The organism is Lysobacter sp. DMC104, assembly GCF_056313665.1.
In genome coordinates this window covers 222,624-246,387 of the sequence record NZ_JBQUZW010000002.1, presented here as the reverse complement: position 1 = coordinate 246,387, position 23,764 = coordinate 222,624, and the positions used below count along the sequence as shown (strand labels likewise).

Here is a 23,764-nt window from a genome sequence, read left to right as displayed (position 1 = left end):
CGGTCGGTCGGTTACAGTTGGAATTGCGGTGCCGGCGCGCCGCCGGCGAGATAGGGCAGTTCGGTTTCGAACAGCGATTCGATCGCGAACCCGGCGGTGCCGTCGGCGGGGCGCACCAGCGCGGCCTCCATCGCCGGGGCGTGGCCATGGACGATGAACATCCGGCCGCCGGGACGCAGCCAGCGCAGGAAGCGCGCCGGGATGGCGTCGACCGCGCCACCGACGCAGATCGCGTCGAACCGGCGGTCGGAGTCCCAGGCGTAGGCGTCTGCGGTCTCGATGCGGACGTTCGCGATGCCCTGCGCCTGCAGGCGCGCGCGGGCGGCCTCGGCGAAGTCGGCATGGCGTTCCAGACTGACCACGTCGCGGGCCAGTGCGGCGAGGCAGGCAGTCAGGTAACCGCTGCCGGTGCCGATCTCCAGCACGTCCTCGCCTGCACCGATCGCCAGCGATTCCAGGGTGCGGCCTTCCAGCACCGGCTTCATCATCTGTTCGCCGTGGCCGATGGGCAGCGCGAGATCCGCGTACGCCAGTGCGCGGTGGGACTCGGCGACGAAGCGCTCACGCGGCAGCCGCCCCAGGGTTTCGAGCACGCGGGGCTGGAACACGTCCCAGGGGCGAACCTGTTGTTCGACCATGGTCTCTCGGGCTTTGGCGAAATCGATCGTCATCGTGGGGTCTCTCGCGATGGGCACAGCGGGTGGAGGGCGGGAACAACCGTCAAGTGTACCGGGCGCGCCGTCGCATCGCAGGCGCAGGATCGCCGGTGCAGGGGGGCGCGACTGAGTGCCGGAAGTCACCGGGACGACCGGAGCGCCGGGCGCAGGCACGCCACGCAGCGTCCACGGGCGACCGGGGATTCACGCGGCGGCCTCGGTGGCGTAGGCACGCAGGAAGAAATCGACCGTCGAGTCGATGTGGGCCTCGATGTCGGTGTCGGGGCCGCTGCACGACATGCCGCAGAGCAACTGCATGTGCAGGTCGCCCTTCACGAGGCAGAGGAACTGCGACGCCGCGCGGGGCACGTCCGCGATGTCCAGTTCGCCGCGCGCGACGCGCCCGCGCAGGAACTCCGAGAAGACGTCCTTCACCTGCTGCGGGCCTGCCTGCCAGAACAGTTCGCGCACGTTCGAATCGCCGGTGCCCGGCGCCATCATCATCCGCTGCATGGCGACGGCTTCCTCGCTGGTGATCAGGGCGAGGAAGGCACGTGCGATGGCGGTCAGTTGTTCGCGCAGGCTGCCTTCCAGCCCGGCCAGGAACAGTGCCGACGGCAGCTGTTCCTCGCACTTGGCGCGGATGGCGGCACTGAACAGGGATTCCTTGTCGCCGAAATGGCTGTAGACGGTGAGCTTCGACACGCCGGCCTCTGCGGCGATCTGGTCCATGCTCACGCCGTCGAAGCCGGATTGGGTGAACAGGCGCTTGGCCACGTCCAGGATCGCGGCACGCTTGCCGAGATCCTTGGGGCGGCCCGGGCCGGCCTTCGCGGGCTCGGCGGGGGCGGTGCTGGGGTGGGACGCGCTCATGGAATGAATACTAGACTAATTGGTTTGTTATTTATACGATACCTGCCAGTTCATTAATTCCGGATGATCCGGAACCGGCGAGGCGATCATGGCGATGCACGCGGGAAGAAGCGTCCGGGCGGCGACGCTGCTGGCGATGGTGGCGGGGTTGGCGGCTTGCGGCAACCAGGGTGCGGCGCCCGAACCGCCCCGGCCGGTGCTGGTGGCGCACCCGGCCGAGGCCGGGCCGGCAGGCGCGTTCGGCACCACGGCCTACGCCGGTGAAATCCGCGCCCGCGAGGAAAGCACGCTGTCGTTCCGGGTCGGCGGCAAGCTGGCCCGCCGCTTCGTCGACGCCGGCGATGTCGTCCACGCCGGCGATCTCCTGGCCGAGCTCGATCCGGACGATCTCCGTCTCCAGACCGACGCCGCGCAGGCGCAACTGGCCGCTGCCGAAGCCCAGCTTGCCCGCGCCCGTGCCGACCACGCCCGCTTCGCCGCGCTCGCCAAGGACCAGCTGGTCAGCCGTTCCGCGCTGGACCAGCAGACTGCGGCCCTGCGTGCCGCCGAAGGTCAGGCCCGGGCCGCGCGTGCCCAGCGCGACGTGGCCTCGAACCAGAGCGGCTACACCCAGCTGCGCGCACCAGCCGACGGTGCGATCGGTCAGCGTATGGCCGAAGCGGGGCAGGTGCTGGGCCCGGCGCAGGGCGTCTTCACTTTCGTCGCGAACGGCGAGCGCGAAGTCGCCTTCGCCCTGCCGGAGGCGAACATCGCCGATTTCCACGCCGGCCAGCCGGTGCTGATCGAACCCTGGAACGACAAGGGTCAGCGGCTGCAAGGTCGGATCCGCGAGATCGCACCGGTCGCCGACCCGCTCACCCGCACCTACGCCGCGCGCGCGACGCTCGCACCCGACGGCGGCCCGACGCTGGCGATCGGGCAGAGCGCCCGCGTCTACATCGGCGCGCCCGGCGACGCCACCGTCCCCCTGGCGGTGCCGCTGGGCGCCCTGCAGCGCGATGACCAGGGCCGGACCGTGGTGTGGGTGGCCGATCCCAAGGCGCAACGTGCGCATCCGGTTCCCGTCGCCGTCGGTCCGTACGGGGCCGATGCCGTGCCGGTGCTGTCCGGCCTGAAGGCGGGCGACTGGGTCGTGGTGGCGGGCGGGCACCTGCTGTACCCGGGCCTGCCGGTGCTGCCGGTCGATCGTGCCAACCGCCCCGTCGGCGCACAGTGACCCGGAGACCCTGACCATGCGGCGCTTCAACCTTTCCGAATGGGCGCTCGCGAACCGGGCGCTGGTCCTCTACACCATGCTGTTGCTGGCGCTGATCGGTGCGTGGTCGTACCGGCAACTGGGCCAGTCCGAAGACCCGCCGTTCACCTTCAAGGTGATGGTGGTGCGCACGCTGTGGCCCGGCGCCACCGCCGAGGACGTCTCGCGCGAGGTGACCGATCGCATCGAGAAGAAACTGATGGAGACCGGCAACTACGAGCGCATCGCCTCGTACTCGCGTCCGGGCGAATCGCAGGTCATCTTCATGGCCCTCGATTCGATGGAAAGCCGTGAATTGCCGCAGCTGTGGTACCAGGTGCGCAAGAAGGTCGGCGACATCCGCCAGACGCTGCCCGAAGGCGTGGTCGGCCCGTTCTTCAACGACGAATTCGGCGACACCTTCGGCAACCTCTATGCGCTGACCGGCGACGGCTTCGACGACGCGGTCAAGAAGGACTACGCCGAGCGCCTCGAACTGCAACTGCAGCGCGTGCCGGACGTCGCCAAGGTCGACCTGCTCGGCCTGCAGGACGAGAAGATCTGGATCGAGCTGTCGAACACCAAGCTCGCGACCTTCGGCATCCCGCTGGCGGCGGTGCAGGAAGCGCTGTCGACCCAGAACGCGGTGACGCCGGCCGGGTTCTTCGAGACCGCGACCGACCGCGTGCAGTTGCGCGTCGACGGCGCGTTCACGTCGGTGCAGGCCATCCGCGATTTCCCGATCCGCGCCGGCGGCCGCACCTTGCGCCTCGGCGACATCGCCACGGTCACCCGCGGCTACGCCGACCCGGCGCAGCCGCGGATGCGCTTCATGGGCAAGGACGCGATCGGCATCGCGGTGGCGATGAAGCCCGGCGGCGACATCGTGAAGCTGGGCCAGGCGCTGGACGAGGAAACCGTGGTGCTGCAACGCCAGCTGCCGGTGGGCCTGGAACTGCATCGCGTCGCCGACCAGCCCGCGGCGGTGCGCGATTCGGTCGGTGAATTCGTGCGCGTGCTCGCCGAGGCCGTGATCATCGTGCTGCTGGTGAGCTTCTTCTCGCTGGGCCTGCGCACCGGCCTGGTGGTGGCGGTCAGCATCCCGCTGGTGCTGGCGATGACCTTCGGCGCGATGCACTACTTCGACATCGGCCTGCACAAGATCTCGCTCGGCGCGCTGGTGCTTGCGCTGGGCCTGCTGGTGGACGACGCGATCATTGCGGTCGAGATGATGGCGATCAAGATGGAGCAGGGCTTCACGCGCCTGCGCGCGGCCGCGTTCGCGTACGAGACCACGGCGTTCCCGATGCTCACCGGCACGCTGGTGACGGTGGCCGGCTTCCTGCCGATCGCGACCGCGCAGTCGGGCACCGGCGAATACACGCGCTCGCTGTTCCAGGTGGTGGCGCTGGCGTTGCTGGTGTCGTGGGTGGCGGCGGTGCTGTTCATCCCGTACCTCGGCGACAAGATGCTGCCGGACCCGCATGCGTTGCCGAAGCCCGGTTCGCTGTCGGGCCGCCTCCGCGCGTTCCGTGGGCGGCTGGCCGATCGCTGGCCGCAATACGCCGGCGTGCTCGGTCCGGCGCCGATCGTCGCGCCGGGCGCGCACGCGCACGATCCCTACGGCACCGGCTTCTACCGGCGCTTCCGCGGTCTGGTGCGCGCCTGCGTGCGCCATCGCTGGGCGGTGATCGGCACGACCCTGGCGATGTTCGTGCTGTCGATTTTCCTCTTCCGCTTCGTGCCGCAGCAGTTCTTCCCGGATTCGACGCGGCTCGAACTCATGGTCGACGTGGAGCTGGCCGAAGGCAGTTCGCTGAAGGCCACCGACCATGTCGTGCGCGAGATCGAGAAGCGCCTGGCGACGCGTCGCGACATCGACAACTATGTCGCGTACGTGGGCACCGGTTCGCCGCGCTTCTACCTGCCGCTGGACCAGCAGTTGCCGCAGACGCACTTCGCGCAGTTCGTGGTGCGGGCGAAGGACATCCACGGCCGCGAGGTGCTGCGCGACTGGCTGATGGGCGAAGTCCGCCACGATTTCCCGACGCTGCAAATGCGCGTGACCCGGCTGGAGAACGGTCCGCCGGTGGGCTATCCGGTCCAGTTCCGCATTTCCGGCGAGCACATCGACCGCGTGCAGGCGATCGCGCGGCAGGTGCTGGCGAAGGTGCGCGCGAACCCGAACACGATCAACGTCAACCTCAACTGGGACGAGCCGAGCAAGGTGGTGAAACTGGTCATCGACCAGGACCGCGCGCGTGCGCTGGGCGTGTCGTCGCAGCAGGTCGCGGCGTTCCTGGCGAGCGCGCTGTCCGGCCAGCACATCAGCACGTACCGCGAGGACAACGAGCTGATCGAGATCCTGCTGCGCGGGCCTGCCGACGAGCGTGAGCGGCTGGAACTGCTCGGCAGCCTCGCGGTGCCCACCACAAACGGCGGCACCGTGCCGGTGATGCAGATCGGGCACCTGGAATCGACCTTCGAGAACGGCGTGATCTGGCACCACAACCGGTTGCCGACGGTCACCGTGCGCGCGGACATCGTCAATGGCCCGACGCCGCCGACCGTGGTCGACCAGATCCTGCCGACGCTGGAAGACATCCGGAAGACGCTGCCCGACGGCTACCTGCTGGAGACCGGCGGCACCATCGAGGATTCGGCGCGCGGCCAGGACTCGATCAAGGCGGGCATGCCGCTGTTCGTGCTGGTGGTGTTCACGCTGCTGATGCTGCAGCTGCGCAGCTTCTCGCGCGTGCTGCTGGTGGTGTCGACCGCGCCGCTGGGCATCATCGGCGTGACCTTGTTCCTGCTGGTGTTCCGCGTGCCGTTCGGCTTCGTCGCGATGCTCGGCGTGATCGCGCTGATGGGCATGATCATGCGCAACGCGGTGATCCTGGTCGACCAGATCGAGCAGGACATCGGTGCGGGACTCGATCGCTGGACCGCGATTGTCGAGGCCACCGTGCGCCGTTTCCGGCCGATCGTGCTGACGGCGCTCGCCGCGATCCTCGCGATGATCCCGCTCACCCGCAGCGCGTTCTTCGGGCCGATGGCGGTGGCGATCATGGGCGGCCTGATCGTCGCCACCGCGCTCACCCTGCTGTTCCTGCCGGCGCTGTACGCCGCGTGGTTCCGCGTGCGGCCCGAAGAGGTCGGCGCGACCGCCGCGCATTGATCCGCGCGGCAGTCCCGTCTTCGCATCCGGGCCGCCTGGCGGCCCTCCCCCTCCCACCGCGGGCGGCCCGGGTCGCGAAGTGTCTGCACCAAGCCCCGCTTAAGCCGCGACGCGCACGCTGCCTGCATCCTCCGATGAAAGGCGCCGTACCATGCATCCCGAACTCGCCCGTTTCCTCCGCCAACTCGCGCGCGTGGCAGTGCTCTGCGGCATCGTCATCGCGACGTTCGTGTTCGTCACCTTGCCCTGGAGTCTCGGTCGGTCGCCCGGCACCGTCGTGCTGACAGGGATCGAACGCCACATGACCTGAGCGCAGGCGGCGCGTGGCCGCTTGCGCCATGCGTCATCGCATCAGGCGTCGAGCAACCGCGCGCGCAGTGCCGCGTCGTCGGCCGCGAGGGCTTCGCCGTGCGCGGGTTGCGCGAGGCATTCGGCCAGCGCCGGCGGCACGTCGACGGCATGGCCGACCAGCGGTTCGACGATGCTGTCGAACTTCGCCGGATGCGCGGTCGCCGCGACCGCCCACGGGCGCGTGTCGCCGGCTGCGCGGATGCCTTCGAGCACGTGCAGGCCGCAGGCGGTATGCGGGCAGGCGACGATGCCGTGGCGTTCCGGTGCGGCCGCGATCGTGGTGCGGATGGTCGCGTCGTCGACCGATTCCGCCCGCAGCGCGGCGCGCAGCGCGGCGTCGTCGGCGAACCAGTGGCGCAGGCGTTCGAAGTTGCTCGGCGCGCCCACGTCCATCGCGTTGGCGAGCGTGGCCTTCGTCGCTTCGGGCGCGTAGTCGCCGCCGGCGAAGAAGCGCGGCAGCACGTCGTTGGCGTTGGTCGCCAGCACAAGATCGCCGATCGGGAAGCCCATCCGCTTCGCCACCAGCGCCGCCGCGGCGTTGCCGAGGTTGCCGGTGGGCACGACGAGGTTGAGCGGCGCGCCGTGCGCGGCGAAAAAATTGCGCGCGGTGTGCGCGTAGTACGCCAGCTGCGGCAGCAGGCGGCCGAGGCTGATGCTGTTGGCCGAGGTCAGCGCCATGCGCTCGCGCAGGTCGCGGTCGGACAGCGCCGTCTTCGCCATGCGCTGGCAGTCGTCGAACGTGCCGGCCACGCGGAACGTGCGCACGTTGTCGCCCCAGCATTCCAGACCGTGGGCCTGGCGTGGCGAGACGCGGCCGTCGGGATAGAGGATCACCACCGCGAAGCCGGGCCGGCGATGGAACGCGCCGGCGACGGCCGCGCCGGTATCGCCGGAGGTCGCGACCAGGATCGTCGTCTCCGGCGCGTCCGGCGCGCGCAGCGCCGACAGGCATTCGGCGAGGAAGCGTGCGGCGTAGTCCTTGAACGCGGCGGTGGGGCCGTGGAACAGCTCCAGCAGATGGTCGCCGTGCCCGTGCAGCGTGCGCAGCGGGGCATCGAACGAATACGCCCGCGCGCACAGCGCAGGCAGCGCATCGCGCAGCGACGAGTCGGCGAAGTACGGGGCCAGCGCTTCCGCCGCGGTGGCGGCGAGCGATGGCGAGGCCGCATGCGCGGCGACCGCGTCGAACGTCGGAATCGACTCGGGCACGTACAGGCCGCCGTCGGGCGCGAGGCCGGCGATCAGCGCGGCGTCGATGCCGGTGGGCGGGGTACCGCCGCGGGTGCTGACGAACTTCATGCGATGTCCTCCGGCAGCACGTCGGCGCGCGGTCCCGCGACCGGCGAGACATGCGCGCGCGAGTCGTAGCCGGCGTCGCCGAACGCGGCGCGCATCGCCGGCGCGGCGGCTTCGGCCTGTGCCTTCGACGCGAACCACGCGAACACGCTGGGGCCGGCGCCGGAAATGCTCGCGCCGAGCGCGTCGTGCGCGAGCGCGGCGGCCTTCACCGCGTCGAAGCCGGGGATCAGCGCCGCGCGTCGCGGTTCCACCAGCACGTCGTGCAGGCCTTCGCGGATCAGGGCGAGATCGCCGCGCTGCAGGCCGGTGAGGAACAGCGCGAGATGCGTGCTCTGCGCGACGAACTGCGACAGCGGGTAGGGCTCAGCCAGTGCGGCGCGGGCGCGGCGCGTCTCCAGCACCTGGTCGGGATGCACGACCACGCAGTGCAGCGCGTCGGGCACGGCGAGCGGGATCATGCGGTCGAGCGTCGCCAGCACCACGCCGCCGAGCAGCATCGGCGCGACGTTGTCGCCGTGCGCGCTGCCGCTGGCGACGGCTTCGCCCTGCAGCGAGAACGGATACAGCGCCTCGCGCGACAGTGGCGTGTCGAGCAGCGCGTTCGCCGCGACCAGCGCGGCCACGCACGACGCCGCGGAGCCGCCGAGGCCGGAGCCCAGCGGAATGCCTTTCTCGAGTTCGACCTCGAAGCCGAACGGCAGCGCCAGCGCCTCGCGCAGCGCGATCAGCGCGCGCCCGGCGGTGTTCGCCTCGGCGGCCAGCGGGAGTTGGTCGACGCCGGGCACGTCGCCGCGGATCGCGGCGATGCGGACTTCGAGTTCGTCGATGCGACGCACCGTCGCGATGTCGCGCGGACCGGCGATCGCATGGCCCAGCAGGTCGAAGCCGACGCCGATGTTGCCGACGCTGGCCGGCGCGAACGCGCGCACCGCGCCTTGTTGCCGTGCCGTCATGCCGCGACTCCCGACGGGCGCGCGCCGAGGGTGGCGGCGATCGCGAGGATGTCGCCGAACACGCCCGCGGCGGTGACGTCGGCGCCGGCGCCCGGGCCTTGCACGACCAGCGGGTTGTTGGCGTAGCGGCGGGTGCGGAACTGGATCAGGTTGTCGGTGAGCCGGCTGTGCAGGCTGGCGTGGCCGGGTTCGGGCGAGGCCAGGCCGACGCGCGCGCGGCCGTCGGCGCCGAGGCGCGCGAGGTAGCGCAGGCCGCGGCCTTCCGCGCGCGCCGCCTCCAGCCGCGCCTGCATCGGTGCGTCGAGTTCGGACAGGCGGGCGAGGAATTCGTCGCGCGACACCTCGCGCAGTGCTTCGGGCACGAGACTCTCGATCTCGACGTCGCTGAGCGACAGCGTGCCGCCGGCTTCGCGCGCCAGGATCACCAGCTTGCGCGCGACGTCGGTGCCGCTGAGGTCGTCGCGCGGATCGGGTTCGGTGTAGCCCAGCGCCTTTGCTTCGGCGACCAGTTCGGAGAACGCCACGCTGCCGTCGTAGCGGTTGAACAGCCATGCCAGCGTGCCCGACAGCACGCCTTCGATGCCGGTCAGTGCATCGCCGGTGTCGAGCAGCGAGCGCAGGGTCTGGATCACCGGCAGGCCGGCGCCGACCGTGGCCTCGTAGCGGAACAGCGCGCCGTGCTGCACGGCGTCGCGGATCGCGCGGTAGCGCGTCCAGTCGCCGCTGCCGGCGTGCTTGCTCGGCGTCACCACGTGGATGCCCGTGGCCAGCCATTCGGGATAGCGCGCGGCCACGGCGTCGCTGCCGCTGCAATCGACGATCAGCGCGTGCGGCAGGTGTTCGGCGCGGACGTGCGCGACGAAACGGTCGAGATCCAGCGCTTCGCCATCGTCCAGCGCGGCCACCGCCTGCGTCGGGTCGAGCCGGTCGGCGAGCGCCATGCGCTTGCTCGACGCCACCGCGCGCAGGCGCAGGTCGAGGCGATGGTCCACGCGCGGTTCGCTGGCGAAGCGCGGCATCGCTTCGGCGAGCTGCGCCAGCAGCGCGCGGCCGACGTTGCCGGGGCCGATCACGCCCACCGACAGCGTTGCCGGCGACAGCCAGAAGGCGCTGTGCGCCGCGCGCAGGCCGCGCACGGCGTCGGCGTCGGCGACGGCCACGGAGATGTTGCGTTCACTCGCGCCCTGCGCGATCGCGCGGATGTTGACGCGTGCGCGGGCGAGGCCGGCGAACAGCCGCGCCGACACGCCGGGCTGGCCGACCATGCCGTCGCCGACCGCGGCGAGCACCGCGATGTCGCGGGTGACGCCCACGCCTTCGACCTGGCCGTCGGCGATGGCTTCGGCGAACGCCGCGCCGACCGCTTCGCGGCCGCGTTCGGCGTGCGCCGCGGGCACCACGCAGCAGATCGAGTGTTCGCTGGAGCCCTGCGAGATCATGGTGACGGAGACACCGGCCTCGCGCAGCGCGGCGAACATGCGCTCGGCGGTGCCGGGCACGCCGATCAGGCCGGCGCCGGTGAGTTCCAGCACGGCCATGTCGCGGACCACGCTCAGGCCCTTCACCGGCGCGTCGTGGTCGATGATCGCGTCGGCGGCGATGCGCGTGCCCGGAGCGGCCGGATTGCGTGAATTGCGGATCACGATCGGCAGCCCCGCCTGCATCGCCGGCGCCATCGTCTGCGGATGCAGCACCTTCGCGCCGAAGTAGGCGAGTTCGCAGGCTTCGGCGTAGGACATCGACGGCAGGCAGACGGCGTCGGGCACCAGCCGCGGGTCGGCGCTGAGCACGCCGTCGACGTCGGTCCAGATGATCAGTTCGCCGGCATCGAACAGCACCGCGAAAATCGCGCCGGAGTAATCGCTGCCGTTGCGGCCCAGCGTGGCCGGGCGTCCGGCGTCGTCGCGGGCGACGAAACCGGTGACGACGACGTCGGTCTCGGGATGGCGTTCGCGCCAGGCGGCGAAGCGTTCGCGGGTGCGCGGCCAGTCGACCGCGACGCCGAGTTCGCCCGGATGCACGACCAGTACGTCGCGGGCGTCGAGCCGGCCCCAGCCGGCAGCCTCGCCGCCGAGCGTGGCCTGCAGCAGCCGCGACGACCAGACTTCGCCCAGGCCCTGCACCGCGGCGAGGTCATGGGCGGGGAGGGCGCTGCCGGCGCGATCGTCGGCGAGCCGGCCCAATACCGCCGACAGCGCGGAGAATTCGGCGTCGAGCCAGGCGATCAGCGCGTGCGCATCCTGCGGATCGAGCTTGCGCGCCTCGGAGAAATGACGGTCGCGCAGTCGCGACCAGCCGTCCAGCCAGTCGCGGCCGGCGGCGGCGTCGGTCGCGAGCGCGGTCAGCGCATCGGTGACGCCCTGCATCGCGGAGACCACGACGGCCCGAGGTGCGGGCGCATCGCGCAGCAGCGCGGCGACGTGGCGGTAGCGTTCGGCGTCGGCGACGCTGCTGCCGCCGAACTTGTGGGCGAGCGGGCGCGACAGCCCGGGGCTGGCGGCGGGAGAAGCTTGCGGGGCGTCCATTGGGGCTTGCGAATCCATGAGAAAGGCTCCTTATGGGGAACCCCGCGGCCCGAAGTGCGCGGCGACGTGCCCCGCACCCCTGGGAGGGTGCGGGGCGCGGGGTCGAAGGGGATCAGTCCGTCTCGCCGCCGCAGCCCGCACCACCGGTGGTACCGGTCGTGCGGATCGTGGTGGTGGTGACCATCGCAGGCGTGGCGAACGGGGCGACAGCCGCCGACGCGACGGCGATCCCGCGGGAAGCGCGGGAGGCGGCGACGGCGAAGGCGGCGACGACGGACATGGTTCAGGTTTAAACGATCGGGCGGCGGGGCGTCAACACGTCTTTTGTAGCACCGTGTCGGCCGCGTTCCCGGCGGCCGACGCCCGGTGGGATCAGTCGCGCAGCACCACCGCGGTGCAGTCGATTTCAAGCTGCGCCACGATGGCGGCGGTCATCGATTCGGTGTTGATCGCGGTGCCCGCCGGGGCCAGGTCCGCGGTCAGCGCGCCATGGTCGATGGCCGCGGCCACCGCCTTCTCGATGCACTGGGCCTCGGCCTCCAGTCCCAGCGAATGCCGCAGCAGCATCGCCGCGCTGAGGATCGCGCCGCAGGGATTGGCGATGCCGCGGCCGGCGATGTCCGGCGCGGAGCCGTGGATCGGTTCGTACACACCGAGCTTGCCTTCGCCCAGCGACGCCGACGGCAGCAGGCCCATCGACCCGGCGAGCATCGACGCCTCGTCGGTGAGGATGTCGCCGAACATGTTCTCGGTGACGATCACGTCGTAGTCGCGCGGCCGCGAGATCAGGTGCATCGCCATGCTGTCGACGAGCTGGTGCTCGATCGTCACGTCGGGGAATTCGTCGCGGGCGACGCGGGTGGCGACATCGCGCCACAGCCGCGAGGTTTCCAGCACGTTCGCCTTGTCGACCGAGACGACGTGCTTGCGACGGCCGCGGGCCAGTGCGCAGGCGCGGCGGACGACGCGCTCGATCTCCGCGACCGAGTATTCGCACAGGTCGCTGGCGGCGGCGTCGGTGCGGGTGCGCGCACCGAAGTACACGCCGCCGGTGAGTTCGCGCACCACGATCATGTCGACGCCTGCGAGCAGGTGCGACTTGATCGGCGAGGCCGACAGCGTGACCGGATGCGTGCGCACCGGGCGCAGGTTGGCGTACAGCCCGAGCTCCTTGCGCAGGCGCAGCAGGCCCTGTTCCGGGCGCACCGTGCCGGTGCCCCACTTGGGGCCGCCGACCGCGCCCAGCAGCACGGCGTCGGCCTTGCGGCAGGCGTCGAGCGTGGCGTCGGACAGCGCGGTGCCTTCGGCGTCGATGGCGGCGCCGCCGATGAGGCGGGTCTCGAAGCGGAACGTGTGGCCGTAGCGGCGGGCGGCGGCCTTCAGCACGGAGACCGCGGCGGCGGTGACTTCCGGGCCGATGCCGTCGCCGGGCAGGGCGACGATGTCAGCGTGCATGGCGAAGAGTCTCTCTCTGGGTGGTTTCGAAATGCTGGATGTGCGGCAGCTGCTTCAGCAGGTAGCCGAGCTGGTCGACGCCTTCGAGCAGGCAGGTGCGCGCGAAGCCGTCGATCGGGAACGCGAACGCGCGGCCGTCGGGCAGCGTGACCGTGGCCGCGGCCACGTCGATGTCGAGCGTCAGGCCGGGCTGCGCCAGCAGTTCGTCGACGACGGCTTCGTCGAGCACGATCGGCAGCAGTCCGTTCTTCAGCGCGTTGCTGCGGAAGATGTCGGCGATCTCGGCGCTGATCACCGCGCGCAGGCCGGCGTCGCGCAGTGCCCACGGCGCGTGCTCGCGCGAGGACCCGCAGCCGAAGTTGCGGCCGGCAATCAGGATCTCCGCGCCCTGTGCCTCGGGCCGGTTGAGCGGGAAATCGGGATCGGGCGAACCGTCCTCGCGCCAGCGCCAGTCGTTGAAGGCGTGGCGGCCAAGCCCGGCGCGCGTGGTCGTGGTGAGGAACCGCGCCGGGATGATGCGGTCGGTGTCGATGTTGCGCTCCGGCAGGCAGACGGTGCGCGACTGCAGGCGGACCAGGGCTTCGGCGCTCATGCGGCATGCTCCCGGGCGGCGTCGCGCACCAGCAGGCGCGGGTCGACGACATGGCCCGCCACCGCGCAAGCGGCGGCGGTGATCGGCGAGGCCAGCACGGTGCGCGCATCGCGTCCCTGGCGGCCCTCGAAATTGCGGTTGCTGGTCGACACGGCGAGCTGGCCGGGACCGACGAGGTCGCCGTTCATCGCGATGCACATCGAGCAGCCGGGCTCGCGCCATTCGGCGCCCGCGGCGCGGACGATGCGGTCGATGCCTTCGGCCTCGGCCTCGCGCTGCACCTGTACCGAACCGGGCACCACCAGCATCCGCACCCGCGGATGCACGCGGCGGCCGCGCAGCACCTCGGCGACCTGGCGCATGTCGCCCAGGCGGCCGTTGGTGCAACTGCCGACGAACACCACGTCGACCGGCTGCTCCAGCAGCGGCGCGCCGCCGGCGAACTTCATGTAGTCGAGCGCGCGCCGGGTGTCGGCGTCGTGCGCCACCGGCACGACCGCGTCGATCGCGACCACCTGCCCGGGATGCGTGCCCCAGGTGACGGTGGGCGCGATGTCGGCGGCGTCGATGCGCACGGTGCGGTCGAACGCCGCGCCCTCGTCGCTGCGCAGTTGCGACCAGCGCGCGACCGCGGCCTTCCAGTCGGCGCCGCGCGGTGCGCGCGGGGTCTTCGCCAGCCACTCGAACGTGGTCGCGTCCGGCGCGATCAGGCCCGCGCGCGCGCCGGCTTCGATCGACATGTTGCAGACGGTCATGCGTTCCTCCATCGACAGCGCGCGGATCGCGCTGCCGCGGTATTCGATGACGTGGCCGGTGCCGCCCGCCACCCCGATCGTGCCGATCACGTGCAGGATCAGGTCCTTCGCGGTGACGTCCGGCGCCAGCGTGCCTTCGACCTCGATCGCCAGCGTCTTCGGCTTGCGCTGCAGCAGGCACTGCGTCGCCAGCACGTGGCCGACCTCGCTGGTGCCGATGCCGAACGCCAACGCGCCGAACGCGCCGTGCGTGGCGGTGTGGCTGTCGCCGCAGACGATGGTCGTGCCCGGCTGGGTCAGGCCCAGCTCCGGCCCGATCACGTGGACGATGCCGCGATGGTCGCTGCCGAAGTCGAACAGCTCGACGCCGTGCTTCGCGCAGTTCGCGCGCAGCGTCTCCACCTGCTTCTGCGCGTCGGGCGTGTAGTAGTCGTGGCTGCCGTCGGCCTTCGCCGGCGTGGTCGGCGTGCTGTGGTCCAGCGTGCCCTTGGTGCGATCGGGGCGGCGCACGGTCAGCCCGCGCGATTCCAGTTCGGCGAACGCCTGCGGCGTGGTGACTTCGTGGATGAGGTGCAGGTCGATGTAGAGCACCGCGGGGGCATCCGCGGTCTCGGGGACGACGACGTGCGCCTCCCACAGTTTGTCGAACAGCGTCTTGGGCGTTTGAGCTTGCGGCATGGGGACGGAGGACTTGGGGAAGGGGAGGGGAAGGAACGATCAGGCGGTGGCCGCGATCGGCGGCACGGCGGCCGCGCGCACGGCGACGCCGCGGCGATGCAGGCGGTTGACGATGTCCAGCCACGCCAGCGCGCTGGCTTCGAGGATGTCGGTGCTGGTGCCCGAGCCGGTGATTTCCTCGCCGTCGATGCGCGCGGTCAGGCTGGCCTGGCCCTGCGCGTCCTCGCCGGTGGTCACGCTGGAGACCTGGTAGCTCTCGATGTCCAGGTGCAGGCCGGTGCCGCGCGCCAGCGCGGCGAAGATCGCGTGCACCGGGCCGTCGCCGGTCGCCGCCTCCGTGCGGCGCTCGCCGTCGGGCGAACACACTTCGACGCTGGCGGTCGGCAGGATGCCGTCGCCCACGCCGGTGCTCACGTGCAGGCGATGCAGGCGCCAGCCGCCGACGGTGGCGGTGCCGCCGGCGCTGCTGTCGATGCCCAGCGCCAGCGCTTCGAGGTCGGCGTCGAACACTTCGCGCTTCTTCTCGGTCAGCGCCTTGAAGCGGCCGAACACCTGGTTCAGCTGCGCCTCGTCGAGCGTGAAGCCCAGTTCCTTCAGCCGATCGGCCAGCGCGGCGCGGCCGCTGTGGCGACCCATGATCATCTGCGACTTCGCCCAACCCACGGCCTCGGGCCGCAGGATCTCGTAGGTGCCGCGATGCTTGAGCATGCCGTGCTGGTGGATGCCGGACTCGTGCGCGAACGCATTCGCGCCGACGATCGCCTTGTTGCGCTGCACGTGCATGCCGGTGATGCGGCTGAGCAGGCGCGAGGTCGGTACCAGCCGGCGGGTGTCGACGCCGGTGGTGGCGTTGAACCACGCGCCGCGCGTTTCCAGCGCCATCACCAGTTCTTCCAGCGCGCAGTTGCCGGCGCGCTCGCCGATGCCGTTGATGGTGCATTCGACCTGTCGCGCGCCGCCTTCGATCGCGGCCAAGCTGTTGGCGACCGCCAGGCCGAGGTCGTCGTGGCAGTGGGTGCTGAACACCGCCTTGTCGGCGTCGCGCACGTGCGTGCGCAGGTGCTCGAACAGTGCGCGGATCTCCGCCGGCGTGGTGTAGCCGACGGTGTCGGGAATGTTGAGCGTGCGCGCGCCGGCGGCGATCGCGGCCGAGCAGATCTCGACCAGGAAGTCGGGCTCGGTGCGCAGCGCGTCCTCGGCCGAGAACTCGACGTCGTCCACGTACTGGCGCGCGCGCTCCACGCCGGCGACGGCGCGCGCCAGCACTTCGTCGCGGCTCATCATCAGCTTGTGTTCGCGATGCAGCGGGCTGGTGCTGATGAACACGTGGATGCGCGGACGTTCGGCGTGTTCCAGCGCGCGGGCGCAGGCGTCGATGTCGCCGGGATTGCAGCGGGCGAGCGTCGCCACGCCGGCGCCGCGCACTTCGCGGGCGATCGCGGCGCAGCCGTCGAGATCGCTCTGCGAGCTGGCCGGGAAGCCGGCCTCGATCGTGTCCACGCCGAGTTCGGCGAGCGCATGCGCGAAGCGCAGCTTCTGCACGGCGGTCATGCTGCAGCCGGGCGATTGCTCGCCGTCGCGCAGCGAGGTGTCGAAGATCGCGACCCGGGCGGGTGCGGACGGTCGAACGTCGGTGTCCATCAGGCGATGGCCTCCAGGGCGGGAGCAGGGAAGATCGCCGCGGCCGCGGAGGCGGGCAGCGGCAGGGGGGAGACGTTGCGGGCGCGCACGGGTTTGGCCTTCGCCGTGACGGCGGCGGCCTCGTCGTGCGCGCGGCGGCGCGGCTTGCGCGGCGCGCGCGGACGCACGTCCGCGAGCAGCTGCGCGAGCACGACCGCATCGATGTTGCCGCCGGAGACGACGGCGCATTTGCGCTTCCCTGCGACACGCCGGCCGGCGGCCAGCGCGAGTGCGCCGGCGCCTTCGGCGATGAGATGTTCCTCCAGCGCCAGACGCACCAGCGTCTCGCGCAGTTCGGCCTCGCGCACGATCACCAGATCGTCCAGCAGACCGGCCAGCACCTGCCGGGTGAGCACGCCGGCTTCCTTCACGCGCACGCCGTCGGCGAGCGTGGCGGCGGGCATGATCGGCGACGCATCGCCCTTCAGCGCGCGATGCATCGCGTCGACGTGTTCGACCTGCGCACCGACGATGCGCACGCCCTGCGACTTCAGCGCCAGCGCGACGCCCGCGGCGAGGCCGCCGCCGCCGATCGGCACCAGCACCACGTCCGGCGCCAGCGGCGCGATCTCCATGCCCACCGTGCCCTGGCCGGCGATCACGTCGGGATCGTCGAACGCGGACAGGAAGCGGTAGCCGTTCTTCTCGGCCAACTGCATCGCGAACAGGCGAGCTTCGTCGAAGCTGTCGCCGTGCAGGCGCACGGTCGCGCCCCAGTGGGCGACGCCGGCGATCTTGGTGTCCGGCGCGCCGTGCGGCATGACCGCGATCGCCGGCACGTTCAGCCGGTACGCGGCCCAGGCCAGGCCCTGCGCGTGGTTGCCGGCGGAGGCGGCGATGACCGGGCGGTCGTCGCCGCGTTCGCGCGCGGCCAGCAAGGCATTCAATGCGCCGCGCACCTTGTACGACCCGGTGCGCTGCAGGTTCTCGAGCTTCAGCCAGCAGCCGAAGCGTTCGGCGTGGTGCAGCGGCGTCGGCGGCAGGTAGCGCCGCAGCCGCGCCTGCGCGGCGAGGATGTCGCCGGCCTGCACGCTGGGCGGGGTGGGAACCGGGCCGACGTCGCTGTCCATGTTCAGACCTCGGTCAACCACGCCGAAGCGTGGCTGTCCTCGCCGCGCACGGCCTTCGCGTAGGCGGCTGCGATGTCGCGCGAGACCGGGCTGCCTTCGACATACGTGCGGCCGTCGATCTCGGCGATCGGCGACACTTCGGCGGCGGTGCCGCAGGCGAACACTTCGTCGGCGTCCAGCAGTTCGGCCACGGTCACCGGGCGCGATTCGGCGCCGGTCAGCGCCAGCAGCGTGTCTCGGGTGATGCCCGGCAGCGCGTCGCGGTGCTCGACCGCGGTGACGCGGCTGTCGCGGACCAGGAACAGGTTGGCGCCGGTGCACTCGACCACGAAGCCGGCGTCGTCGATGAACATCGCTTCGTCGAAGCCGCGCGCCTTCACTTCGCGCTTGGCGAGGATCGAATTGACGTACGCGCCGCAGAGCTTCAGCGGCGGCAGCGCCGATGCCGGATTGCGCCGCCACGACGAGGCCGACACGCGCGTGCGGTTGCCGTTGAGATGCACGTTGGTGGACGAGGTGGCGACCATCAGATGCTGCGGATGGCCGGCCACGTCCAGGCCGAAGCTGCCGTCGCCGTACCACGCCAGCGGGCGGATGTAGGCGTCGCTCTGGCGGTTCGCGCGCAGCGTCGCCAGTACGGCTTCGGTGGCGACGGCGGGATCGAAGGTCATGCCCAGCAGCTCGGCGCCCTTGCGCATGCGCTCCAGGTGCTCGGGGAGGCGGAACACCGCGGCGCCGCGCTTCGTGGCATAGGCGCGGATGCCCTCGAACACGCCGCTGCCGTAGTGCAGCGCATGCGTGTGCACGGTCGCCTGCGGCGTGCCGGTGTCGATCAGTTCGCCGTCGAACCACAGCTTCGGCGTCGCGGGGACGGCCTGCGGCTGCGCGGCGGGACGCGAAGCGACGGCGCTCAGCTGCATGGTTGCACCTGCACGTCGAGGCAGTCGTAGAGCTTCGCGAGCTGCTGGTGCAGGCCTTCCGCCGGGCGTTCGCCCTCGACGGTCATCTGCAGGTGCCAGCGATCGCCGTCGGCGCGGGCTTCGCCTTCGACGGCCAGCGGCCGGAAGCCGCGGCGTTCGGCGGTGCCGAGCACCCGGGTCAGTGCGCCTTCGGACTGGCGCAGGGTGAGATCGAGTCGGTAACGCATGGGGGCGTGACTCCTCAGGAAGCGGTGGGGGTGGAATGCGGGGACGGCGTGTCGGTGGCGGCGGGCTGTGCGCTGGCGTCGGGCGAAGCCGGCTGTGCAGCCGCGGCCTGCGGTGCGGGCGCGCTCGCGGGGACGCGGGCGACCGGCGTGCTCGCGGCCTGCAGCGCGGCGATGTCCGGATCGTCGGCGTCGACCAGCGCCTGCACGGCGTCGGCATCGTCGTTGGCGTCCAGCATCTGTGCGTTGTTGTGGTTCGGCGGCACCAGCGGCCACACGTTGGCGTTCTGGTCGATCGCCACGTGCAGCAGCGCGGGGCCGGGCGCGGCCAGCAGCGCGTCCAGTGCGGCATCGACGTCCGCGGCGCGGTCCACGTGCATCGCCTGCAGGCCGAACGCCTGCGCCAGCGCGAGGAAATCCGGGTTGTCGGACAGGTCGATCTCGGAGTAGCGGCGCTCGAAGAACAGCTCCTGCCACTGCCGCACCATGCCCAGCGCCTGGTTGTCGATCAGCACGATCTTGATCGGCAGGCGGTAGCGCGCGACCGTCGCCAGCTCCTGCACGTTCATCAGGAACGAGCCGTCGCCGCTGACGCAGATCACCTGCGCCGTCGGGTCCTGCATCTGCGCGCCGATCGCGGCGGGCAGGCCGAAGCCCATCGCGCCCAGCGCGCCGCTGGTCAGGTGCTTGCGCGGATGGTCGAACGCCCAGTGCTGCGCCACCCACATCTGGTGCTGGCCCACGTCGCAGGCGACGATCGCGTCGGGCGCGCGCGCCGACAGCCGCTTCAGCAGCGACGGTGCATACACGCCGTCGCCGGGCGCGTCGTAGCGCGGCGCGGTCTTGGTCTTCACCGCCGCGCAGGCGTCGCGCCACGCCAGGCGGGTGGCGCCGTGGCGCGCGTGCAGGTGGGCGGCGGCCGCGGCCTGCATGCGTCGCATGCTGATCGCGACGTCGCCGCGCACCGGCGCATCGGCGAAGCGCAGCTTGCCCAGTTCGCAGGCGTCGACGTCCAGATGCACCACGCGGGCGTTCGGCGCGAACTCGGCCAGCTTGCCGGTGGCGCGGTCGTCGAAGCGCGCGCCGACCGCGAACAGCAGGTCGCAGGCCTGCACCGCCAGGTTCGCGGCGCGGCTGCCGTGCATGCCGAGCATGCCGAGGTTCAGCGGATGCGCATCCGGCAGCGCACCCAGGCCCTTCAGCGTCAGCACGGTCGGGATCTGCGCGGCCTCGACGAATTCGCGGAACGCCTCCACCGCATTGCCCAGCGCGATGCCGCCGCCGGCGTAGATCAGCGGCTTCTTCGCCAGCGCCAGCTGCGCCAGCGCCGCGTGCAGCGAGGCGTCGCTGGCGCCGGGCACGGCATCGACCGGCGCCGGGGTGTGCGCCGGCAGGTGCGAGGCATCGGACACCTGCACGTCCTTCGGCAGGTCGATCAGCACCGGGCCGGGACGCCCTTCACGCGCCAGCCGGAACGCTTCGCGCAGCACGGTCGGCAGTTCGTTGACGCTGCGCACCAGGAAGTTGTGCTTGACGATCGGCAGGGTCATGCCGAAGACGTCGAGTTCCTGGAACGCGTCGGTGCCCATCAGGTGGGTGGCGACCTGGCCGGTGATGCAGACCATCGGCACCGAGTCCAGCATCGCGTCGGCGATGCCGGTCACCAGGTTGGAGGCGCCCGGACCGGAGGTCGCGACGCAGACGCCGACCCGCCCGCTGGCCCGCGCCCAGCCGTTCGCGGCGAACGCGGCGCCCTGCTCGTGGCGCACCAGCACGTGTTTGAGGGGCGATCCATGCAGGGCGTCGTAGAAGGGCATGATCGTGCCGCCGGGATACCCGAACAGCGTGTCCACGCCCTCCGCCAGCAACGCCTGCACCAGCCAGCGGGCACCGTTCATCACGCAGTCTCGGCAATGGGATTGGGTTTGGTCGGAGTGGCGGCCGGCTGCGGCGCGGCCTGGCCCTGTTGCAGCCACTGCATCTTCGCGCGCAGTTCCTTGCCGACCTTCTCGATCGGATGGTCCTTGTCGGCCTGCTGGTAGCGCTTGTAGTTCGGCAGGCCGGCGTCGTATTCGGCCACCCACTTCTGCACGAAGGTACCGTCCTGGATCTCGCTCAGGATGTCCTTCATGCGCGCCTTGGTCTCGGCGTTGATCACGCGCGGACCGCTGACGAAATCGCCGTACTGCGCGGTCTCGGAGATGAACTCGAGCATGCGGGTGATGCCGCCTTCGTAGAACAGGTCGACGATCAGCTTCAGTTCGTGCAGGACTTCGTAGTAGGCGATCTCCGGCTGGTAGCCGGCCTCGACCAGCGTCTCGAAGCCGGCCTGCACCAGCGCACTGGCGCCGCCGCAGAGCACGGCCTGTTCGCCGAACAGATCGGTCTCGGTCTCTTCCTTGAACGTGGTCTTGATCAGATTGGCGCGCGCGCCGCCGAGGCCGCCGGCATAGGTCTTCGCCAGTTCCTCGGCGCGACCGCTGCGATCCTGGTGCACGGCGTAGATGCAGGGCACGCCGCGGCCGATCTCGTACTCGCGGCGCACCAGCGCGCCCGGGCCCTTGGGCGCGACCAGCACCACGTCGAGGTCGGCGCGCGGCGAGATCATGCCGAAGTGCACGTTCAGGCCATGCGCGAACAGCAGGCAGGCGCCCTGCTTCATGTTCGGCGCCAGCACGTCGGCGTAGAGCTTCTTCTGCACCATGTCGGGCGTAAGCACGGCGACCAGGTCGGCCTGTGCCGCGGCTTCGGCGGGCGACTTCACGGTGAAGCCGTCGGCGAGCGCCTTGACCTCGGTGGGGCCGCCCGGACGCAGGCCGACGACGACGTCGAAGCCGGAATCGCGGAGGTTGAGGGCGTGGGCACGGCCCTGGCTGCCGTAACCGATGACAGCGATCTGGGGCTTGGCGGAAGCGTTCATGGCGAGGTCTCGTTGAAGGTTGGAGAAGAACGGGGGGAGGGAGAGGCGGGGAGGGCGCGGCAGGAGAGGTCAGGCGGGTTCGGAGGCGACGAGTGCGGCGTCGATGCGCTTCGCGTCGGCCGCCGCGGCGTCGAGCAGGCCGGGCGAGGTCACTGCGCCGCGCGAGGCCGAGCGCACGTCGCGCGCGTACTTCGCCAGCACGCCGTGGCGCACGCGCGGGGCGATGCGTTCCGGTGCGCGCGCGGCGAGGTCGGCGGCCACGTCGAGGCGACGCGCGACGACGTCGATCGTCACGATGTCGCCGTCGCGCAGCCGCGCGATCGGGCCGCCGTGCGCGGCTTCCGGCGAGATGTGGCCGACCATGAAGCCGTGGGTCGCGCCGCTGAAGCGGCCGTCGGTGATCAGCGCCACGTCGTTGCCCAGGCCCTGGCCGACCAGCGCCGCGGTCACCGCCAGCATCTCGCGCATGCCGGGGCCGCCGGCCGGGCCTTCGAAGCGGATCACCACCACGTCGCCGGCCCGGATCTGTCGCGCCTGCACCGCGGCGAACGCGGCGTCCTCGCTGTCGAACACGCGCGCCGGGCCGCTGTGCTTCTCGCGGCCGTGGCCGGCGAGCTTCACGATGCAGCCTTCCGGCGCGAGGTCGCCGTAGAGGATCGAATAGCCGCCGCGCGGCTTGATGGGATCGGACACGGGACGCACGACATCCTGCGTGGGGGAGGTCGTCGCGGCGTTCGCGTCCGCAAAAAAGCTGCGGCCGGCGACCGTGGGGATATCCTCGATCAAGCCGGCCGCGATCAGCGCCTGCGCCACCAGTGCGGTGCCGCCTTGTTGGAACATCTCCGCCGCCGTGTAGCGGCCGCCCGGTTTCAGGTCGGCGATCACCGGCGTGTTCGCGCTGGCGGCCTCGAATTCCTCCAGGTCGAACGCCACGCCGGCCTCGTGCGCGATCGCCAGCAGATGCAGCGCGGCGTTGGTCGAGCCCGCCGTCGCCGACACCGCGCGCGCGGCATTGCGCAGCGCGGTCGGCGTCAGCAACTGGCGCGGCGTCGGGCCGCCGTCGCGCAGCAGCTGCATCACGCGCTCGCCGCAGCGCTCGGCGGCCTTCGGCTTGTCGGCGTGCACCGCCGGGATGTCGTTGTCGCCCAGCGGCGACAGGCCGAGGAAGGTCAGCACCATCGCCATCGTGTTCGCGGTGAACTGGCCGCCGCAGGCGCCGGCACCGGGGCAGGCGCGACGCTCGATCTCGCCCAGTTCGGCATCATCGATGCGGCCGGCCGAATGCGCGCCCACCGCCTCGAACACGTCCTGCACGGTCAGCGCACGCTCGCCTTCGCTGCCGTCGGCGTGCTTCGACTTGCACTTGCCCGGCAGGATCGTGCCGCCGTAGAGGATCACCGTCGGCACGTCCAGCCGCGCCGCCGCCATCGCCGCGGCCGGGATGGTCTTGTCGCAGCCCACCAGCAGCACCATCGCGTCCAGGCAGTGGCCGGACACCGCGAGTTCGATCGAATCGGCGATGGTCTCGCGCGACGCCAGCGAAGCACGCATGCCATCGCTGCCCATCGCGATGCCGTCGGTCACGGCGATGGTGTTGAACTCGATCGGCGTGCCGCCGGCGGTGATCACGCCGCGGCGCACGTCCTGTGCCAGGTCACGCAGCGTCAGGTTGCACGGGGACACGTCGGACCAGGTGTGGATCACGCCGACGAAGGGTTTGGCGATGGCGGCATCGTCCAGCCCGGTCGCGCGCAGCATGGCGCGGGCGGGAGCGCGGGCGGGGCCGGATTTGATCGCGTCGCTGTGCATCTGACTCTGGATCCTTCGGAACGATTCGGAAAATGCCGGGCCCGATAAAGCAAAACCCCCGCGCCTTCTCAGGTGCGGGGGTTTCGTCTGAACCCGGGGTTGTGTGTCGCGCAACCCTATCCCGCACCTGGTGGCGTGGTAATAAGAACGACGACAAGAACGAGGACGACCAGCGCGGTCCCTGCGAGGAAGAACCTTGCGCGCACCGCTTCCGCGTGGTCGCGCATCGCCGCGATGGCGATGGGGCGAGGCGGGCGGTGGATGTTGCGCTGCGTCATGTCCGCAGAGAAACATGCTTCTCTGCGGAATGTCAACCCCCGGTCTCGTGACGAATCGGCATATGGGGTCGGGTGCCCCCGCGGGCAGGATGCAATCCCATGCGAATCAATGCGCTAGCTGTTCGCGACGTGCACTCGACGATGGTCGAATGCGGGTTTTCCGGGCGGGTGGGAGCGTGTGCTGAAACCGTATGCAATCGGGGCGCTGCGCGAAATCGCGGTCGGCATCGCAGCGCATCGCCCCACGTGACGACGCCCCGAGCCGGGGGCTAGACTCGCGCTGCAGTGCGTTGACCGACGCTCTCGGTCGGAAG

18 protein-coding genes and 1 pseudogene are annotated in these 23,764 nt (G+C 71.2%); 3 read left to right on the top strand and 16 right to left on the bottom strand.

The window, feature by feature from the left end:
- Positions 1–11: 11 nt before the first annotated feature.
- Both ACT53R_RS03975 and ACT53R_RS03970 read right to left on the bottom strand, forming a co-directional pair.
- Positions 12–671 carry a protein-L-isoaspartate O-methyltransferase family protein gene (locus ACT53R_RS03975; protein WP_476170542.1) on the bottom strand — a complete coding sequence of 220 codons (660 nt, stop codon included), beginning with the start codon at positions 669–671 and terminating at the stop codon, positions 12–14.
- Between the two features lie 189 nt (positions 672–860).
- On the bottom strand, positions 861–1,529 hold the full coding sequence (locus tag ACT53R_RS03970) for a TetR/AcrR family transcriptional regulator (protein ID WP_476170541.1): 669 nt from the start codon (positions 1,527–1,529) through the stop codon (positions 861–863).
- 88 nt (positions 1,530–1,617) lie between these two features.
- On the opposite strand from ACT53R_RS03970, the gene ACT53R_RS03965 reads away from it, so the two are divergent.
- The 3 genes from ACT53R_RS03965 (at position 1,618) to ACT53R_RS03955 (ending at position 6,251) form a co-directional block, all read left to right on the top strand.
- Entirely contained in the window at positions 1,618–2,745 is a 1,128-nt protein-coding gene (locus tag ACT53R_RS03965; RefSeq protein ID WP_476170540.1) for an efflux RND transporter periplasmic adaptor subunit, read from the top strand.
- Positions 2,746–2,761: 16 nt separating this feature from the next.
- On the top strand, positions 2,762–5,941 hold the full coding sequence (locus tag ACT53R_RS03960; RefSeq protein WP_476170539.1) for an efflux RND transporter permease subunit: 3,180 nt from the start codon (positions 2,762–2,764) through the stop codon (positions 5,939–5,941).
- Positions 5,942–6,092: 151 nt separating this feature from the next.
- Complete coding sequence (locus ACT53R_RS03955) at positions 6,093–6,251, top strand: hypothetical protein (RefSeq protein WP_476170538.1); 159 nt, start codon at positions 6,093–6,095, stop codon at positions 6,249–6,251.
- 41 nt (positions 6,252–6,292) lie between these two features.
- Here the strand turns inward: ACT53R_RS03955 and thrC are convergent, their stop codons facing one another.
- The 14 genes and pseudogenes from thrC to ilvD form a co-directional block, all read right to left on the bottom strand.
- Entirely contained in the window at positions 6,293–7,591 is a 1,299-nt protein-coding gene (gene thrC / locus ACT53R_RS03950; protein ID WP_476170537.1) for a threonine synthase, read from the bottom strand.
- Complete coding sequence (locus ACT53R_RS03945) at positions 7,588–8,544, bottom strand: homoserine kinase (protein ID WP_476170536.1); 957 nt, start codon at positions 8,542–8,544, stop codon at positions 7,588–7,590. The genes thrC and ACT53R_RS03945 overlap by 4 nt, the downstream gene beginning before the upstream one ends.
- The gene (gene thrA / locus ACT53R_RS03940) at positions 8,541–11,087 is read right to left on the bottom strand and encodes a bifunctional aspartate kinase/homoserine dehydrogenase I (protein ID WP_476170535.1); all 2,547 of its coding nucleotides are present in this window, start codon (positions 11,085–11,087) and stop codon (positions 8,541–8,543) included. Before thrA ends, ACT53R_RS03945 begins: the two co-directional genes overlap by 4 nt.
- Positions 11,088–11,181: 94 nt before the next feature.
- A complete protein-coding gene (locus ACT53R_RS03935; protein ID WP_476170534.1) occupies positions 11,182–11,349 on the bottom strand; it encodes a hypothetical protein in 168 nt (55 codons plus the stop codon).
- 92 nt (positions 11,350–11,441) lie between these two features.
- Positions 11,442–12,524: a 3-isopropylmalate dehydrogenase gene (gene leuB, locus ACT53R_RS03930; RefSeq protein WP_476170533.1), complete on the bottom strand. Its 1,083-nt coding sequence runs from the start codon at positions 12,522–12,524 to the stop codon at positions 11,442–11,444.
- Positions 12,514–13,116 carry a 3-isopropylmalate dehydratase small subunit gene (gene leuD, locus ACT53R_RS03925; protein ID WP_476170532.1) on the bottom strand — a complete coding sequence of 201 codons (603 nt, stop codon included), beginning with the start codon at positions 13,114–13,116 and terminating at the stop codon, positions 12,514–12,516. Before leuD ends, leuB begins: the two co-directional genes overlap by 11 nt.
- Positions 13,113–14,549, bottom strand: a complete 1,437-nt coding sequence (leuC, locus tag ACT53R_RS03920; protein WP_476170531.1) for a 3-isopropylmalate dehydratase large subunit — start codon at positions 14,547–14,549, stop codon at positions 13,113–13,115. The genes leuD and leuC overlap by 4 nt, the downstream gene beginning before the upstream one ends.
- A 39-nt stretch (positions 14,550–14,588) precedes the next feature.
- Positions 14,589–16,190: a 2-isopropylmalate synthase gene (locus ACT53R_RS03915; RefSeq protein ID WP_476170530.1), complete on the bottom strand. Its 1,602-nt coding sequence runs from the start codon at positions 16,188–16,190 to the stop codon at positions 14,589–14,591.
- Positions 16,190–17,299, bottom strand: coding sequence for a threonine dehydratase (locus ACT53R_RS03910; protein ID WP_476170529.1), 1,110 nt, complete (start codon positions 17,297–17,299; stop codon positions 16,190–16,192). Before ACT53R_RS03910 ends, ACT53R_RS03915 begins: the two co-directional genes overlap by 1 nt.
- A gap of 2 nt (positions 17,300–17,301) precedes the next feature.
- Entirely contained in the window at positions 17,302–18,219 is a 918-nt protein-coding gene (locus ACT53R_RS03905; RefSeq protein WP_476170528.1) for an aminotransferase class IV, read from the bottom strand.
- Positions 18,210–18,446 carry an ACT domain-containing protein gene (locus ACT53R_RS03900; protein ID WP_476170527.1) on the bottom strand — a complete coding sequence of 79 codons (237 nt, stop codon included), beginning with the start codon at positions 18,444–18,446 and terminating at the stop codon, positions 18,210–18,212. The genes ACT53R_RS03905 and ACT53R_RS03900 overlap by 10 nt, the downstream gene beginning before the upstream one ends.
- Before the next feature lie 221 nt (positions 18,447–18,667).
- Positions 18,668–20,341, bottom strand: a pseudogene (gene ilvG, locus ACT53R_RS03895) (acetolactate synthase 2 catalytic subunit); the annotation flags it as partial.
- Positions 20,341–21,426 (bottom strand): ketol-acid reductoisomerase, encoded by a 1,086-nt coding sequence (ilvC, locus tag ACT53R_RS03890; RefSeq protein ID WP_476170733.1) that lies wholly within the window; start codon positions 21,424–21,426, stop codon positions 20,341–20,343. The gene ilvC and the pseudogene ilvG, both read right to left, overlap by 1 nt.
- A gap of 6 nt (positions 21,427–21,432) precedes the next feature.
- Positions 21,433–23,172, bottom strand: coding sequence for a dihydroxy-acid dehydratase (ilvD, locus tag ACT53R_RS03885; RefSeq protein ID WP_476170526.1), 1,740 nt, complete (start codon positions 23,170–23,172; stop codon positions 21,433–21,435).
- Positions 23,173–23,764: the final 592 nt, after the last annotated feature.